Origin of the sequence: Campylobacter lari (genome assembly GCF_001017575.1) — a bacterium.
GTDB classification, from domain to species: Bacteria; Campylobacterota; Campylobacteria; order Campylobacterales; family Campylobacteraceae; genus Campylobacter_D; species Campylobacter_D lari_C.
This window is the reverse complement of the sequence record NZ_CP011372.1, coordinates 476,380-492,241: the sequence shown is the minus strand read 5'-3', so window position 1 is coordinate 492,241 and position 15,862 is coordinate 476,380. Positions and strand designations below refer to the sequence as shown.

The following is a 15,862-nucleotide window of genomic DNA, read 5'->3' as shown; positions in this document are numbered from 1 at the left end:
TATTTTAGTTTTTAATCTTATTCTTATATTTAGATGTTTTATTAAACTAAATCACTTTATTGTTTTAGAATACTTAAAAAACAATGTTAAGAGCAAGTTCTAATATAAACTTTACTTGTAAGATTTTATAAGCTAAATGTAGTTTTCATATAAAAACATTCAAAGCTTTATTAAAAACCTTAACAAGGAAGTGATGCTTAAATAAGATAAGCCAAACGCTCTATTAGTACTGGTCAGCTAAAGGACTTTCATCCATTACACACCCAGCCTATCAAACTAGTAGTCTTCTAGAGAGCTTAGAGAAGATTCATCTTAGAGTTGGCTTCACGCTTAGATGCTTTCAGCGTTTATCCGTTCCAAACTTAGCTACGCTGCGATGCTCTTGGCAGAACAACAGCTACACCAGTGGTTTGTTCAACCCGGTCCTCTCGTACTAGGGTCAAATCTCTTCAATCTTCTTACGCCCACGGCAGATAGGGACCGAACTGTCTCACGACGTTCTGAACCCAGCTCGCGTACCGCTTTAAATGGCGAACAGCCATACCCTTGGGACCTGCTCCAGCCCCAGGATGCGATGAGCCGACATCGAGGTGCCAAACCTCCCCGTCGATGTGAGCTCTTGGGGGAGATCAGCCTGTTATCCCCGGGGTACCTTTTATCCTTTGAGCGATGGCCCTTCCACACAGAACCACCGGATCACTAAGACCGACTTTCGTCTCTGCTTGACTTGTATGTCTTGCAGTTAAGCTGGCTTATACCTTTATACTCTACGAACGATTTCCAACCGTTCTGAGCCAACCTTTGTAAGCCTCCGTTATTATTTGGGAGGCGACCGCCCCAGTCAAACTACCCACCAGACATTGTCCCACTTGAGGATAACTCAAGCTGGTTAGCTACCCAAATAAGAAAGAGTGGTATCTCAACAACGGCTCATATACAACTGGCGTCATATACTCAAAGCCTCCCACCTATCCTGCACATTCTTATCCAAATAGCAGTGTCAAGCTGTAGTAAAGGTCCACGGGGTCTTTCCGTCTTGCCGCGGGTAGGAGGAATTTTCACCTCCACTACAATTTCACTGGATCCCTCTTTGAGACAGCTCCCATCTCGTTACGCCATTCATGCAGGTCGGTATTTAACCGACAAGGAATTTCGCTACCTTAGGACCGTTATAGTTACGGCCGCCGTTTACTCGGGCTTCGATCAAGAGCTTCGCTAATGCTAACCCCATCAATTAACCTTCGAGCACCGGGCAGGCGTCACACCCTATACATCCTCTTACGAGTTAGCAGAGTGCTGTGTTTTTGGTAAACAGTCGGGAGGGACTCTTTGTTGTAAGTTTCTTCGCTTTCGGAGTAAATCCTAATACGAAGCGAACCACACCTTATACCGAAGATACGGTGCTATTTTGCAGAGTTCCTTAAAGAGAGTTCTTCCACGCGCCTTAGAATACTCATCCCACCCACCTGTGTCGGTTTACGGTACGGGCAACATTAGCTAAACTTAGAAACTTTTCTTGGCTCGACGGCATCAGCAATTCTCCTCGCTGTCCGAAGACTTTGAAGAGCCTTTCAGTTCTCGGAGTATTGTTATACGGATTTGCCTATATAACCTCCTACGACCTTAGACTAGCACTTCCATCCGCTAGCTTGCTTAGCCCTAAGCGTCCTTCCATCGCACACTAATGTTGGTATTGGAATATTAACCAATTTGCCATCGTCTACCCCTTTCGGACTCGACTTAGGACCCGACTAACCCTACGATGACGAGCATCGCGTAGGAAACCTTGGGTTTACGGCGTTAATGATTCTCACATTAATTATCGCTACTCATGCCTGCATGCTCACTTCTATTCGCTCCAGCACTCCTTACCGGTATACCTTCGGCGCAAATAGAACGCTCTCCTACCACTTGATAAAATCAAGTCTACAGCTTCGGTACTTACTTTAGCCCCGTTATATTTTCCGCGCAAAATCACTAGACCAGTGAGCTATTACGCTTTCTTTAAAGGATGGCTGCTTCTAAGCCAACCTCCTGGTTGTTTAAGTAACTTCACATCGTTTTCCACTTAAGTAAGATTTAGGGACCTTAGCTGGTAGTCTGGGTTGTTTCCCTCTTGACGACGGATTTTATCACTCGCCGCCTGACTGCTGTGATTACATATAAGGTATTCGGAGTTTGATAGGGTTTGGTACATTGGTGTATGCCCTAGCCCATTCAGTGCTCTACCCCCTTATACTACGACACAACGCTATACCTAAATATATTTCGGAGAGAACCAGCTATCACGAAGTTTGATTGGCCTTTCACCCCTATCCACAAGTCATCCGGGGGCTTTTCAACGCCTATCGGTTCAGTCCTCCACTAGTTCTTACACTAGCTTCAACTTGCTCATGGATAGATCACTTCGTTTCGGGTCTGCAGCATCTGACTTAAGCGCCCTATTCAGACTCGCTTTCGCTACGGCTTCGCGTGTGCTTAACCTTGCCAGACACCACAACTCGCAGGCTCATTATGCAAAAGGCAGTCCATCACACTGTATTGCTACATAGTGCTCTGAATGATTGTAAGCAAATGGTTTCAGGTTCTATTTCACTCTGATCACCTCAGTTCTTTTCACCTTTCCCTCACGGTACTTGTGCACTATCGGTCTGGTATTAGTATTTAGGGTTGGATCGTGGTCGACCCAGCTTCAGACAGGATTCCTCGTGTCCCGCCCTACTCAGGATACTGCTAGCTAAGGTTTGGTTTTCGTATACGGGACTATCACCCTCTATGGCTACACTTTCCAGAGTGTTCTACTAACCTCACCTATTGCACATTGCAGTCCTACAACCCCCAGTGCAAGCACTGGGTTTGCCCTCTTGCGCTTTCGCTCGCCGCTACTGACGCAATCTCTATTGATTTCTTTTCCTGTAGGTACTAAGATGTTTCAATTCCCTACGTTCGCTCCATTATGGTAGTATATATCTCTATATACTGGGTTGCCCCATTCGGAAATCTACGGATCAAAGCTTCTTGACAGCTCCCCGTAGCTTATCGCAGTCTAGTACGTCCTTCATCGCCTTTACCAGCCAAGGCATCCACCATTCGCTCTTAATAGCTTACCTTTTAATTCATTCTAAAACGCATCACTTCCTTGTTAAAGTTTTTATGATAAGACTTTACTATCTTAAGACGGAAAGCATTTAAACACTTAATAAAACTAAATAAATTAGTCTCACTAGGTTGTGAGTTTAAAACTTGTCTTTAACTAAAAGCTAAAGAAAAGATAGCTAGGTTTTATCCTTTAACAAGTCCTGTAAAATTGTTTTTATTAAAACTTGCTTGTGACTCTTAACAATGATAATTCAAATAACATTAAATAACTAATCTAATATATAAAATATTCTATTATTTATTTAGCTTAGGTCTTAAAACCTAAAGGAAGTATATATAAAGAGTTTAAATAATTTAAAAACATAAGTAATAAATTATTTTACTTTACTTATTACTTTATTATTAGTTATATACTTGCTTTAAGTTTTAAAACTTTATTATATGATTGATAAACAAATCTTTTTTATGGTGGGCCTAACAAGACTTGAACTTGTGACCTCACCCTTATCAGGGGTGCACTCTAACCAGCTGAGCTATAGGCCCTTATAAATGGTGGAGAATAGCGGGATCGAACCGCTGACCTCCTGCGTGCAAAGCAGGCGCTCTCCCAGCTGAGCTAATTCCCCAAAATTAGCTTTTCATCAATCTTTGAAATCTAAACAAGGATGATTGAGTCTATATATGAACTGATAGTTGTGAGACTTATCAGTTTGTACTCTAGAAAGGAGGTGATCCAACCGCAGGTTCTCCTACGGTTACCTTGTTACGACTTCACCCCAGTCGCTGATTCCACTGTGGACGGTAACTAGTTTAGTATTCCGGCTTCGAGTGAAATCAACTCCCATGGTGTGACGGGCGGTGAGTACAAGACCCGGGAACGTATTCACCGTAGCATGGCTGATCTACGATTACTAGCGATTCCGGCTTCATGCTCTCGAGTTGCAGAGAACAATCCGAACTGGGACATATTTTATAGATTTGCTCCACCTCGCGGTATTGCGTCTCATTGTATATGCCATTGTAGCACGTGTGTCGCCCTGGGCATAAGGGCCATGATGACTTGACGTCGTCCACACCTTCCTCCTCCTTACGAAGGCAGTCTATTTAGAGTGCTCGGCCGAACCGTTAGCAACTAAATACGTGGGTTGCGCTCGTTGCGGGACTTAACCCAACATCTCACGACACGAGCTGACGACAGCCGTGCAGCACCTGTCTCTAAGTTCTAGCAAGCTAGCACCCTCTTATCTCTAAAAGGTTCTTAGGATATCAAGCCCAGGTAAGGTTCTTCGCGTATCTTCGAATTAAACCACATGCTCCACCGCTTGTGCGGGTCCCCGTCTATTCCTTTGAGTTTTAATCTTGCGACCGTACTCCCCAGGCGGTACACTTAATGCGTTAGCTGCATTACTGAGATGACTAGCACCCCAACAACTAGTGTACATCGTTTAGGGCGTGGACTACCAGGGTATCTAATCCTGTTTGCTCCCCACGCTTTCGCGCCTTAGCGTCAGTTAAGTTCCAGCAGATCGCCTTCGCAATGGGTATTCTTGGTGATATCTACGGATTTTACCCCTACACCACCAATTCCATCTGCCTCTCCCTCACTCTAGACTACCAGTTTCCCAAGCAGTTCAACGGTTAAGCCGTTGGATTTCACAAGAGACTTGATAATCCGCCTACGCGCCCTTTACGCCCAGTGATTCCGAGTAACGCTTGCACCCTCCGTATTACCGCGGCTGCTGGCACGGAGTTAGCCGGTGCTTATTCCTTAGGTACCGTCAGAATTCTTCCCTAAGAAAAGGAGTTTACGCTCCGAAAAGTGTCATCCTCCACGCGGCGTTGCTGCGTCAGGGTTTCCCCCATTGCGCAATATTCCCTACTGCTGCCTCCCGTAGGAGTCTGGACCGTGTCTCAGTTCCAGTGTGACTGATCATCCTCTCAGACCAGTTAAGCGTCATAGCCTTGGTGGGCCATTACCTCACCAACTAGCTGATACTATATAGTCTCATCCTACACCGAAAAAACTTTCCCTACTCAACTTGTGTTAAGCAGGAGTATAGAGTATTAGCAGTCGTTTCCAACTGTTGTCCTCTTGTGTAGGGCAGATTAACTATACCTTACTCACCCGTGCGCCACTAATCCACTTCTAGCAAGCTAAAAGCTTCATCGTTCGACTTGCATGTATTAGGCACGCCGCCAGCGTTCACTCTGAGCCAGGATCAAACTCTCCATAAAAAATAATTGGATAAGTTTAATCTTTTTCTTCAAAGAAAAAGTTGATTGTTAAGATTTAAAAATAAATCTTTCTGGCTCAATCGATCACTTATTTAGATTTCAAAGATTGACTATAAGATTTGATTAACAATATTAATAATTTAAAGAACAAATACTAAAAAATTAAGACAAAAAGTCTTAGCTTTTTAAAACCCTTTCGTTTAAAAAGGAAATGAAATTATAGCAATAAAAGCTTAAAGTTTTATTAAATAGATTATATATTTAAAGGAATTTGTTTTAGGATAAAAAAAAAGGGGGGGGCGGAGGGTGTGGAAAAAAGATTAGAGAAAGAAATATAGAGGTGTATTATAATATGTAATATATAGATTTAATATCGAAAAACTGGAGGTGATGGATATATAATATAAGTATTAGAGTTTAGCAAAAAAATGAGATGTTGGTTGATAGCATGTAGTAGTTATAATGGCAAGGAGAGTAAGATAAGGGCTTATTGAAGCCTTTGCGTAAAAATTATTTTTGTACTATGTGAACAAAATATCATGTATTTTTAAGACTATATAAATTTTTACCAGCCTATATTTTTTAAAAAAATCCATTAAAATATCTATTTTAACTCTTTGATTGTATTTGTGTGTAAATTTATTATTTGAACTTGAATATAGTTTTTCATCTCTGCTAATTTATTTTTCACCCCTATGATAAATTCTTGATAGATTTTAAAGTTAACTATGGTTATTTAATTAACACTAAATATTATAAAAATCATAAAAATAACTCAATATTTTCCACAAATCTTATTAAGTAAAGAATATAAACTTTTCTTTGTGATGACAAAATGAATTTTATATCAAATAAATTTTCAAATAAGAATTTCTATAGATCGCCATAATGATTGTATTGATTATATTATGTAAAAATTATTTTTATGATTTTAGAATTTTCCTCAAGTGTTTTTTAAACTAGAAAACACACAACAAATCTTAACATCACTACTATATCTTAAAAAATTATTAAAATATGCTTCTACATCCAAAATCAAATAATTTTTTAAATCCCTACTTAAGAGTTTCACTATATTTTTTTATTCTATCGTTGAATTTAAAAATCTCATAATTTATTTTTAACTCGGCATTAAAAATATCATCATCTGTTACTAAAATATTTACAAAATCAACATATTGACTTATATACATATTATTTGATAAAAAAATATTGTATCTACCTTGCATATATTTACATTGTTTTTACAATACTAATAGTAAAATGTTCATCATTATTGTCTATATAATAGACCAACAAAAGTATTATAATTTTCTAATCTCCTATATTGCAAGACAATAAAAAAATTAATTTAACTTATGGCGACCCCTAGAGGATTTGAACCTCTGTTATCACACAGAGAGAGTGACGTCCTGAGCCACTAGACGAAAGGGTCATGAGTGGTGTCCCGTGTTGGATTCGAACCAACGGCCCCCTCCTTAAAAGGGAGATGCTCTACCGGCTGAGCTAACGAGACAATGGCGCGGCGGACGGGGCTCGAACCCGCGACCTCCGGCGTGACAGGCCGATATTCTAACCAGCTGAACTACCGCCGCACCTAAAACAATAAAAGAATGGTGGTCACTATAAGACTCGAACTTATGACATCCACCTTGTAAGGGTGGCGCTCTACCAACTGAGCTAAGCGACCATTAAAGATTTTTAGTGGTGTCCCGTGTTGGATTCGAACCAACGGCCCCCTCCTTAAAAGGGAGATGCTCTACCGGCTGAGCTAACGAGACAATGGCGCGGCGGACGGGGCTCGAACCCGCGACCTCCGGCGTGACAGGCCGATATTCTAACCAGCTGAACTACCGCCGCACCTAAAACAATAAAAGAATGGTGGTCACTATAAGACTCGAACTTATGACATCCACCTTGTAAGGGTGGCGCTCTACCAACTGAGCTAAGCGACCATTAAAGATTTTTAGTGGTGTCCCGTGTTGGATTCGAACCAACGGCCCCCTCCTTAAAAGGGAGATGCTCTACCGGCTGAGCTAACGAGACATTCAAAAAATGAAATTATGCCAAAAGAATATTCTTTTGTCAAGATATAATATAAAATTTTGAGCATATTTTTTAATATGCTCAAAATTTAGGCTAAATCTAAAGAAACTTTCCCATTTTTAATTTCTGCAACTTTAACTTTAATTTCATTGCCTACTTCTAACTTTTCTTTAATCTTAGAATTATGCAATAAACCATCCACGCCTTCTTTAAGTTCTACAAAAACTCCAAATTCTACAACTTTTTGAACTTTTCCTATAAATTCTTCTCCGATATCAAATTTAGGCATTTCTTTTCTATCGCGTTTTTTATTAGAACCTTTAGAATGGAGTAAATTTAATATATATTCTTTGCTTTGAGAAATTAAATCATGATTAATTCCTGCTATCTTAACTTCGCCTTTATCTCTATCTAAGTCGATATTAACTTCAAATTTTTCGATGATTTCTTTTATAGTTTTTCCGCCTTGACCTATGATATCAGGAATTTTATTTGGATCTACATTAAAAATTTCAATCTTTGGTAAAATAGCTTCATTAACAATGATGCTTCTATCAGCCTCTTCCATTAGTTTTAAAATATGTTCTCTAGCTTCTTTTGCTTGATATAAAGCTTCTTTTAAAACCTGTTGCTCTATACCACCAAGTTTTATATCCATCTGCAAAGCAGTAATCCCTTCATAACTTCCTGCCACTTTAAAATCCATATCTCCGTCGTGATCTTCAAGCCCCATGATATCGGTTAAAATAGCATATTTTTCATCTTCAAAAACAAGCCCCATTGCCACACCTGCTACTAGTTTTTCACTTTTTACTCCTGCAGCTCTTAAAGCTAAAGCACCACCGCAAACAGTAGCCATAGAACTAGAACCATTACTTTCTAAAATTTCAGACACCAAACGAATAGTATGAGCATAATCTACATCCACACTAGGATGCAAAGCTCGTTTTGCTAAATTTCCATGCCCTAGTTCTCTTCTACCAGGAGCTTTTATAGGACTAGCCTCACCCACAGAAAACCCCGGAAAATTATAATTAACCATAAATTTTTCACAAATTGGATTTTTTTCTGTTAGCAAATCTGACATTTGCGCATCATTGTCATTTCCTAAAGTTGCAACAACTAAGGCTTGGGTTTGTCCTCTAGTAAAAAGACAAGATCCATGAGCACTTGGTAAAATATTTGTTTCTATATCTATTTTCCTAACATCTTTCAAACCTCTACCATCTGCTCTTTTATTTTCATTAATAATTTGGTTTCTAATAAGTTCTCTTTTACATACATGCAAAGCTTTTTCAATATCTTCAAATTTCCATTCATTTTCAATAGCTATTGTTTCGCTTTCAATTTCTTTTGCAATTTGTAAAATTTCACTTGCCCTTTCACTTTTTGCCATTTGATTAATAGCAATTTTAAGTTTTGTCATATAAGTATTTTTTATATAGTCAATAATTTGAGCATTATCTAGCTCTATTTTAAACTCAAGTTTGGAATTTTTTCTATAAGCAGCAAATGTTTTTTCATATTCATTGGAACCACGTAAAATTGCATTACTTGCAAAATCTAAAGCTTTTAAAGTATCATCTTCACTTAACTCATTCACACAATGTTTGTTGTTTTGCTTATTTGCCAAAGCTCTCATTTCTATCATTAAAAGCTCATCTTTAACACCTGCTACATAAAGATCTAGGGTGCTATTTTTTAGCTCACTATTGCTTGGATTTAAAACAAATTCATTATTTATACGACCTATTCTTACACCACAAACTGGTGCTTTGATGGGAATATCACTTAAATATAAAGCAATACTTGCAGCATTTAAACTCATCACCTGTAAATCCACTTCAGGATCAGCAGAAAGAACCATCACAACAATTTGCGTTGGATAAGCATAGCCTTTTGGAAAAAGAGGTCTTAAACTTCTATCTATAATCCTTGCGCTTAGTGTTTCATTGTCACCTGGTTTGGTTTCTCTTTTTACATAGCCACCTGGAATTTTACCTGCTGCATAGGCTTTTTCTATATATTGCACTGTAAGAGGTAAAAAATCCTCTTCTACCATTTTTTCTTCTCTTGCTACAGTTGCTAAGACTACTGCATTTTTTTCTTGCATTAAAATTGCACCAGCAGCTTGTTTTGCTACTTTATCGGTATCAAATATTTCAAGATGATTATTGATATTTATTTCATGTCGCATGATTTTCCTTTAAATTTTTATCATAGACAAAACCAAATAAGCTTTTTAAATTTTAAAAATTAAAACTTAAAAAGCCTGTTTTTATTTTGCCTATAAATTTATATCTAAACAACAAATTGTTTAGATATAAATTTACTTTTTTAAAGGTAAATAATATCTACTTTCTTCTAAAATATCTAAAATTTCATGGGTTTGTAAAATCGTTTTATTTTTAAAATAGAACTCAATATTTACAAAATGATCAATCTTTTGCACACAATAAACCTCATCTACAAAAACACTAATATAATCATACACATCACTTGGCATTAAGGCAGTGGCATAAATAATACTATTTACTTCTTCCTTTAGCAAACTTTTAATACATGAAGAAGCAGTAATCCCGCTTTCACAGCCCTCATGTAACATTAAAATATTTTTTCCTTTTAAGTCTTTTAAAAGATTTCCTTTTCTGTAACGATATACATTTTTTAAAATTTTTTCTTCATAAGTCCTATTTGCCTCACCATAAATATAATCTAAACTTATATCAAAAGCTCTAACTAAAGCCTCATTATAAACAAGCTCTTTTGTCTCACTAATCATAGCTATTTGACATTCATCATTATTGGGAGCTTTAATTTGCTCTGTGAATAAAAAATCATATGGGATTTCTAATTTTTGCGCCAGCGCATCGACAAAAACTATAGATTTTAAAGAAGGTGTAATAATAATATAATCTTTTAGTTTATTTAATGGTAATATATCATATAATCTATCAAGCGCATCTTTTTCATCTTCAAAAAGCATTATATAGACCTTTCATTTTCTTCCAAAGAAAAATCATAAGAAACTCCGCCCAACGGATAAAAATTAAACATAAAATATACACCACTTTGATCTTTAGCGCTAATCCCTCCGCTAGTAAGCTTAGGTGAAATATCCTTGCGATACATCAAAGAATAATTCCAACATTTTCTTTGATAGGTATAACCTACTTCCCATTTTTCAGGATCTTTATTTAAATCAAACCACAAACCACCAAATATTTGATAATTACTGTTTATGTTATATTGAGCTTTAGTTCCTAAAAAATTGTATTTTTCATTTTCATAAATTCTATAAGCATGATTTAAACTAAGCTTCCACTCACCATAATCAAACAAAGCTTCACTAAATACTTTATCAAACCTATTATCCACCCCAGAATATTCTGCTTCATTTCTCAAGCTTATATAATCATTATAAAAATATTCTACAACATTATCAAAACCACCAAAACTACCTTCTTTGGTAAAATATTTTGCCTTTAGATTATGGTATAATTTTTTTTTACCTAAAGTATTATAAAAATACTGATACATTGAAAAATTAAACTGCTCAGGATCATTTTTTAAATCTATAAAATCTTCAGTAATTTTACCTGATTTGGCCCCAGGTATAAAATAATTGACCCCCAAATATAATGTATGGTAAAAATTTTCATACGGCTTAGAAAGATCTGTATATAAAGAAAAATTATGAGAATTTTGAAACAAATGTTCTTGGTTCTTATTATCTGTATTAGAATAATCTACAAAATTTACATATATTCTTTCAGTAAAAGTAAAATTTAAAAAATCATCCAAAAAGCTTGTATGATAAATTAAAGGTAGATCAAAATCTAATGTTTTAGCATAAATACCTGTATGCCTATAATATCTATGAAAAGAAGCATCCAAACTATATTGTATATAATTGTCAAAAAATCCATTTAAATATCTATGATATTGAAAGGATGGATATTCTTGCATGGTATCTTTATTACTAATTTTGGAAGTATCTATATAATACTTTGCATAAGCACCATAATAATTATCATCATCGGATAAGAAATAATTTATTTTTGAAGTAACTAAAGAAGCTTCGGTTTTTGCGCTAGAGCTTAAATTCATATAATCTACATCATTTAAATAAGTAGCATCAATCCACAAACCTTCTTGAAACTCATCATTCAAGAGACTTTTGAACAAAGCTTCACTTGAATATTTGATTTCTAAGCCATAATGTTCTTTGTTTTTTAAATTTTCCTTTCTTCTATAACTTGATTTTTCTCCAAAAATACCACCGCTAATTTCACCTTGAGAATAAGGACTATCAATAAATCTTAAAGTTGAGTATAATCCATAACCTCTTTTTGTTCTAATTTGAGGTTCAAATTGAATATCTGCATTATCATCAATAACATAATAAATTGGCTGGTTGTAATACAACCCCTCACTTTGCTTTAAAACTACCTGAGGAATTAATAAACCACTTTTTCTTTTAGTATCCACACTAAAACCAAAATAAGGTAAATACATCACAGGAGTATTTTTAACATATAATCTTGCATTATAAAGATGCAAAAAATTACTTTCTTTATTTAATTTTCCTTCATCAAAACGAATCTCCCAATCAGGATTTTCTACATTACAACTAGAAACAACTGACTTTTTAGTTATAACAAATTTATCATTTAAATCAGCTTGATGACATTGCAACCAAACCTCTAAATCGTTATTTGAAAAAAATAAATTTTTAAAAGCTGTTGTATTATCTTTAAGGTTAATTTTAGTATAAGTAGAATTAGTTCTTTCTTTTTGCCCTCGTAAGATATTCACATCACCAAACAGTTCTAAATCTTTTGTTGTTTCATTAAATTTAGCCTCACTTGCAGTGATTAAATATAAATCAGAAACTACAACTACATTATCTTTTGCTTCTATGATATCATTTGTTTTTACAACATCTAAAGCATAAATATCTACTTTAGAAGCATACAAGCTTCCTACACAAGCTAAAGAAAGTAATATTTTACGCAAGATCTATCACCACTGTTTTTGCTGCATAATCATGCCAAGTTTTTAAAACAATATTACTCAAGGCCCAAGCAAATCCTAAACCATACAACATATCACTAATTTGCCTTACACCTGCTCTTAAAGCACTTTGGGTAAAATTTGGCTTATCTAGCAATTCTTGATCAATCACCATAATCTTCAAAAGCATTTTTCCTAAAGTTGCACCATACAAATAAGTAAATAAACTATGATATGCAAACTGTAAAATCAAAATTCCGCCAGCAAAGCGCATTAAAAGATTATGAATTTCATCATAAGTTTGCATAGAATTAATTTTATCAAGCAAAATAATACTTACAATAGCTAAAATTACAAAACTATCAATAATATAAGCTAAAAATCTTTTTTTAAAACTTGCTATTTTTAGCTCTTCTTTTTCTAGTTTATCAAATAATTCTTGATTTGCACTCATTTAAGAACCTGAAAAGCAATATCTTTTCTATATTGTTTTCCTTTAAAATGAACATTTTCACAAAGCATATAAGCGTTTTTTTGAGCTTCCTCAATGCTTTTTCCAGTTCCTACACAAACCAATACACGACCACCACTAGCATACAATTTATCATCTTCCAAACTTACACCAGCATAAGAAATATGAGAATTTTGCGGGACATTATCTATCTCGATCAAGGCTTTTGGTGAGTCCTTGTAAGGATAATTTTTACTTGCACAAACCACACCCACAGCAAATTCATTTTTAATTTTTATATTAGTATTAGCAAGATTTTTATTCACACATGCTAAAAATAAATCCAAAGGATTTTCTATCAAAGGCATCAAAACTTCACACTCAGGATCGCCAAAACGCACATTATACTCTAAAACATAAGGTTTATTATTTACAACCATTAAACCTATAAACAACACTCCAACAAATTCAGCACCTTCTTCTTTCATACCTTTAAGGGTTGGCGCCACTATATCTTTTTTCACCTGCTCTAACAAATTCTCACTTGCTAAAGTACTTGGGGCATAAGCTCCCATGCCACCTGTATTAGGTCCTTTATCATTATCTAATAATCTTTTATGATCTTGCGCAGCAGGCAATAATATAAAATCATTTCCATCACAAACTGCAAATACACTCAATTCAAAACCATTAAGATATTCTTCAATTACGACAATTTTTCCAGCCTCACCAAAGCTTTCTCCACTCAGCATATTTTTAGTGGCTTCTAAAGCTTCTTCGTGACTTTGTGCGATAATCACCCCTTTACCTGCACATAAACCATCTGCTTTTACAACAATAGGAGGTGTTAAGGATGTTATAAATTTCTTAGCTTTTTCATAATCTGTTGTATTTAAAAATTTAGCTGTTTTAATTTTATATTTTTTTAAAAAACTCTTCATATAAGATTTTGAAGCCTCTAGCATAGCAGCAGCTTTAGTAGGCCCAAAAATAGCAATATTATTTTCTTTAAAAAGATCTACTATACCCTCTGCTAAAAAATTTTCACTTCCAACTATGCAAAGATCAATTTCAGATGCTTTTGCATAAGCTGTAATCACCTTAGGATCTTTCATATTAAGATTGATTCCTATTTTAGCAGTAGCACCATTTCCTGGAGCAAAATAAAATTCTAAATTATCATTTGTTTTTTGAAGAGCCAAAGCGATAGAATACTCTCTTGCACCGCTTCCTAATATTAAAATTTTCATTATTTTCCTTAAAAGTGTTGCAAAAAACCCAAATGGCCGGAGTATAAGTGTCTGACCCTCAAAAAGTCAAAGTATGCCATTAGGTGATTTTTAAAGGCTGCAGCTTCTCGCTTTTTTCAAAACTCAAACGAAGTCACAGAACACGGTAAATCACACATCACAGCTTATAATTAATGTGTTGGATCCTCTTTAATACCATATCGAACCATTTAGGCAATATAATTATAACCAAGAAAACTTAAAAATAGGGTTTAAAAAGGATTTTTATAAAATTTTAAATTTAGTTTTAGAATCTTTTTTTAAGAAATATTTCCCCTCTAAAATAACATCAGCAACAGGTGCCCATATAGTCTTTTCATCGACATAAACTATATCAAATTCAGTGTTTTTCATTAATCCTTGATAATTTACTTTTTTAGGTGCATGTTTAACTACATAATAAGGATTCATTGCAAAAATTTGAATCTTCATATTAATATATAAATCAGGATTAGAAGTAACCACTAAAAAATTCTTTTCGCATTCTTTTCGAACCTTCTTAACATAAGAAAACAACAATTGATCATTTGGGTTTAAGGCATGTTTATTTAGCCTATTTAAATAAAGCTCAGCAAAAGAAAGCGTGCAAAAAGAAATTTCACTTGCTGTTTTAAAATAAGAGTTTTTAATACTTGTTGATTTTAAAGATTTTTTCCAAATTTCTATATCTAATTTTGTAGCACAAATATTCAAACCTTGCTTAATTTTTTCAAAAAGTTTTTCTCTTGCCATATTAAAACTATTACTAAAAATAGTAAAATTTTTTTCATAAAAAGACTTTTTCATTGCCTCTAATTTTTCTACGCTTTTTGTAAAATAGTCAACTTCATTTTTAATTTCTATTAATTTTTGTTTTTTACTTTGTATCAACTCTTCAAATTCTTGGCGTTTTTTACCATTTTCAGATTCTAATCTTGCTTGTTTTGATTTTATATCTGTAATTAAAGTACTCATCTGACGATCTAGTGCTAATTTTCTATTTTTCCTATTATCAATCGAAGCTAAAAGTGCTTGATAATGACATTGATGAGATAAAAACACCTCATCATACAAACGCTCCATATTGATATGTTTTTGCTTATCTTTCATATCTTTATATGCCATTTCAAGGTGCACTATAATATTTTTCATTGCAGAAAAATCAGCTTGATTGATAGTATTATCCGAAAATAATAAAGTATCTAAAGCCTTATACAAAAAACGCTTCATAGCAAAAAAATCAATAATATATGGCACCTCATCTGTGTTGATATCTTTTACTGCATTAATTGATAAAGTTTCATTATAAAAATATCTTTGAATTGCTTGTGGAATAGTTAAGTTCAATACAATTTTATCAAGATTGTCATAATCAGTTTCCCTATAAAGCTCTTGGACATAAGCATCACGTCTTGTCAGTCTTAAATCTTCTAATTCATCATCACTATCTGTTTTCCAAAAATCTCTTTCTTTGATAAAATCACTATCTCCAAATTCTTGAAATTTAGAAGGTCTTAAATCGGTAATATGCTTTCCATCGGATCTAAATTCAACAAACATACCAACTGTTGGCATACTTCTTTTATCGTGCCATGCATGCTTGTTAAATTCAAAAAATGTTTTTGCAAGATTAATTACTGTTCCTCTTCCAGTAGCATCCACATAAACCATTATTTTTCCGTGCATATCCAAATCCTTGATCTAAAGAAAAATTCAATTCTTATTTTAACTTTGTTTTTATAAATTT

The 15,862-nt window shown here is 34.7% G+C and carries 6 protein-coding genes, 10 tRNA genes and 2 rRNA genes; all 18 read right to left on the bottom strand.

The window, feature by feature from the left end; all coding sequences use genetic code 11:
* Positions 1-202: 202 nt before the first annotated feature.
* Positions 203-3,110: ribosomal RNA gene (locus tag CD56_RS02605) — 23S ribosomal RNA — on the bottom strand.
* A 455-nt stretch (positions 3,111-3,565) separates the two neighbouring features.
* A tRNA-Ile gene (locus CD56_RS02600) sits at positions 3,566-3,642 on the bottom strand.
* Positions 3,643-3,649: 7 nt separating this feature from the next.
* A tRNA-Ala gene (locus tag CD56_RS02595) sits at positions 3,650-3,725 on the bottom strand.
* Between the two features lie 95 nt (positions 3,726-3,820).
* A 16S ribosomal RNA gene (locus CD56_RS02590) occupies positions 3,821-5,334 on the bottom strand.
* The 16S and 23S rRNA genes sit together here with 2 tRNA genes alongside, the layout of an rRNA operon.
* A gap of 1,359 nt (positions 5,335-6,693) precedes the next feature.
* Positions 6,694-6,769: transfer RNA gene (locus CD56_RS02585), tRNA-Glu, on the bottom strand.
* A gap of 5 nt (positions 6,770-6,774) precedes the next feature.
* Positions 6,775-6,850: transfer RNA gene (locus CD56_RS02580), tRNA-Lys, on the bottom strand.
* Positions 6,851-6,852: 2 nt separating this feature from the next.
* Positions 6,853-6,929: transfer RNA gene (locus tag CD56_RS02575), tRNA-Asp, on the bottom strand.
* Positions 6,930-6,948: 19 nt separating this feature from the next.
* Positions 6,949-7,024, bottom strand: a tRNA-Val gene (locus CD56_RS02570).
* Between the two features lie 15 nt (positions 7,025-7,039).
* Positions 7,040-7,115, bottom strand: a tRNA-Lys gene (locus CD56_RS02565).
* Between the two features lie 2 nt (positions 7,116-7,117).
* Positions 7,118-7,194: transfer RNA gene (locus CD56_RS02560), tRNA-Asp, on the bottom strand.
* Between the two features lie 19 nt (positions 7,195-7,213).
* Positions 7,214-7,289: transfer RNA gene (locus tag CD56_RS02555), tRNA-Val, on the bottom strand.
* Positions 7,290-7,304: 15 nt separating this feature from the next.
* A tRNA-Lys gene (locus CD56_RS02550) sits at positions 7,305-7,380 on the bottom strand.
* A gap of 88 nt (positions 7,381-7,468) precedes the next feature.
* Complete coding sequence (locus CD56_RS02545; RefSeq protein WP_047208091.1) at positions 7,469-9,577, bottom strand: polyribonucleotide nucleotidyltransferase; 2,109 nt, start codon at positions 9,575-9,577, stop codon at positions 7,469-7,471.
* Between the two features lie 132 nt (positions 9,578-9,709).
* Entirely contained in the window at positions 9,710-10,366 is a 657-nt protein-coding gene (locus CD56_RS02540) for a phosphoribosyltransferase family protein (protein ID WP_047208090.1), read from the bottom strand.
* Positions 10,366-12,402, bottom strand: a complete 2,037-nt coding sequence (locus tag CD56_RS02535) for an LPS-assembly protein LptD (protein WP_047208089.1) — start codon at positions 12,400-12,402, stop codon at positions 10,366-10,368. Before CD56_RS02535 ends, CD56_RS02540 begins: the two co-directional genes overlap by 1 nt.
* Positions 12,392-12,850, bottom strand: coding sequence for an RDD family protein (locus tag CD56_RS02530; RefSeq protein ID WP_039617840.1), 459 nt, complete (start codon positions 12,848-12,850; stop codon positions 12,392-12,394). Before CD56_RS02530 ends, CD56_RS02535 begins: the two co-directional genes overlap by 11 nt.
* Positions 12,847-14,097, bottom strand: a complete 1,251-nt coding sequence (gene purD / locus CD56_RS02525; RefSeq protein WP_047208088.1) for a phosphoribosylamine--glycine ligase — start codon at positions 14,095-14,097, stop codon at positions 12,847-12,849. The genes CD56_RS02530 and purD overlap by 4 nt, the downstream gene beginning before the upstream one ends.
* A gap of 264 nt (positions 14,098-14,361) precedes the next feature.
* On the bottom strand, positions 14,362-15,801 hold the full coding sequence (locus tag CD56_RS02520; protein ID WP_039617838.1) for a hypothetical protein: 1,440 nt from the start codon (positions 15,799-15,801) through the stop codon (positions 14,362-14,364).
* Positions 15,802-15,862 lie beyond the last annotated feature (61 nt).

Bases quoted from the DNA above. Each gene is read 5' to 3' on its own strand.
- purD (WP_047208088.1), bottom strand. From the start codon at position 14,097: ATGAAAATTTTAATATTAGGAAGCGGTGCAAGAGAGTATTCTATCGCT.
- CD56_RS02540 (WP_047208090.1), bottom strand. From the start codon at position 10,366: ATGCTTTTTGAAGATGAAAAAGATGCGCTTGATAGATTATATGATATA.
- CD56_RS02545 (WP_047208091.1), bottom strand. From the start codon at position 9,577: ATGCGACATGAAATAAATATCAATAATCATCTTGAAATATTTGATACC.
- CD56_RS02530 (WP_039617840.1), bottom strand. From the start codon at position 12,850: ATGAGTGCAAATCAAGAATTATTTGATAAACTAGAAAAAGAAGAGCTA.
- CD56_RS02520 (WP_039617838.1), bottom strand. From the start codon at position 15,801: ATGCACGGAAAAATAATGGTTTATGTGGATGCTACTGGAAGAGGAACA.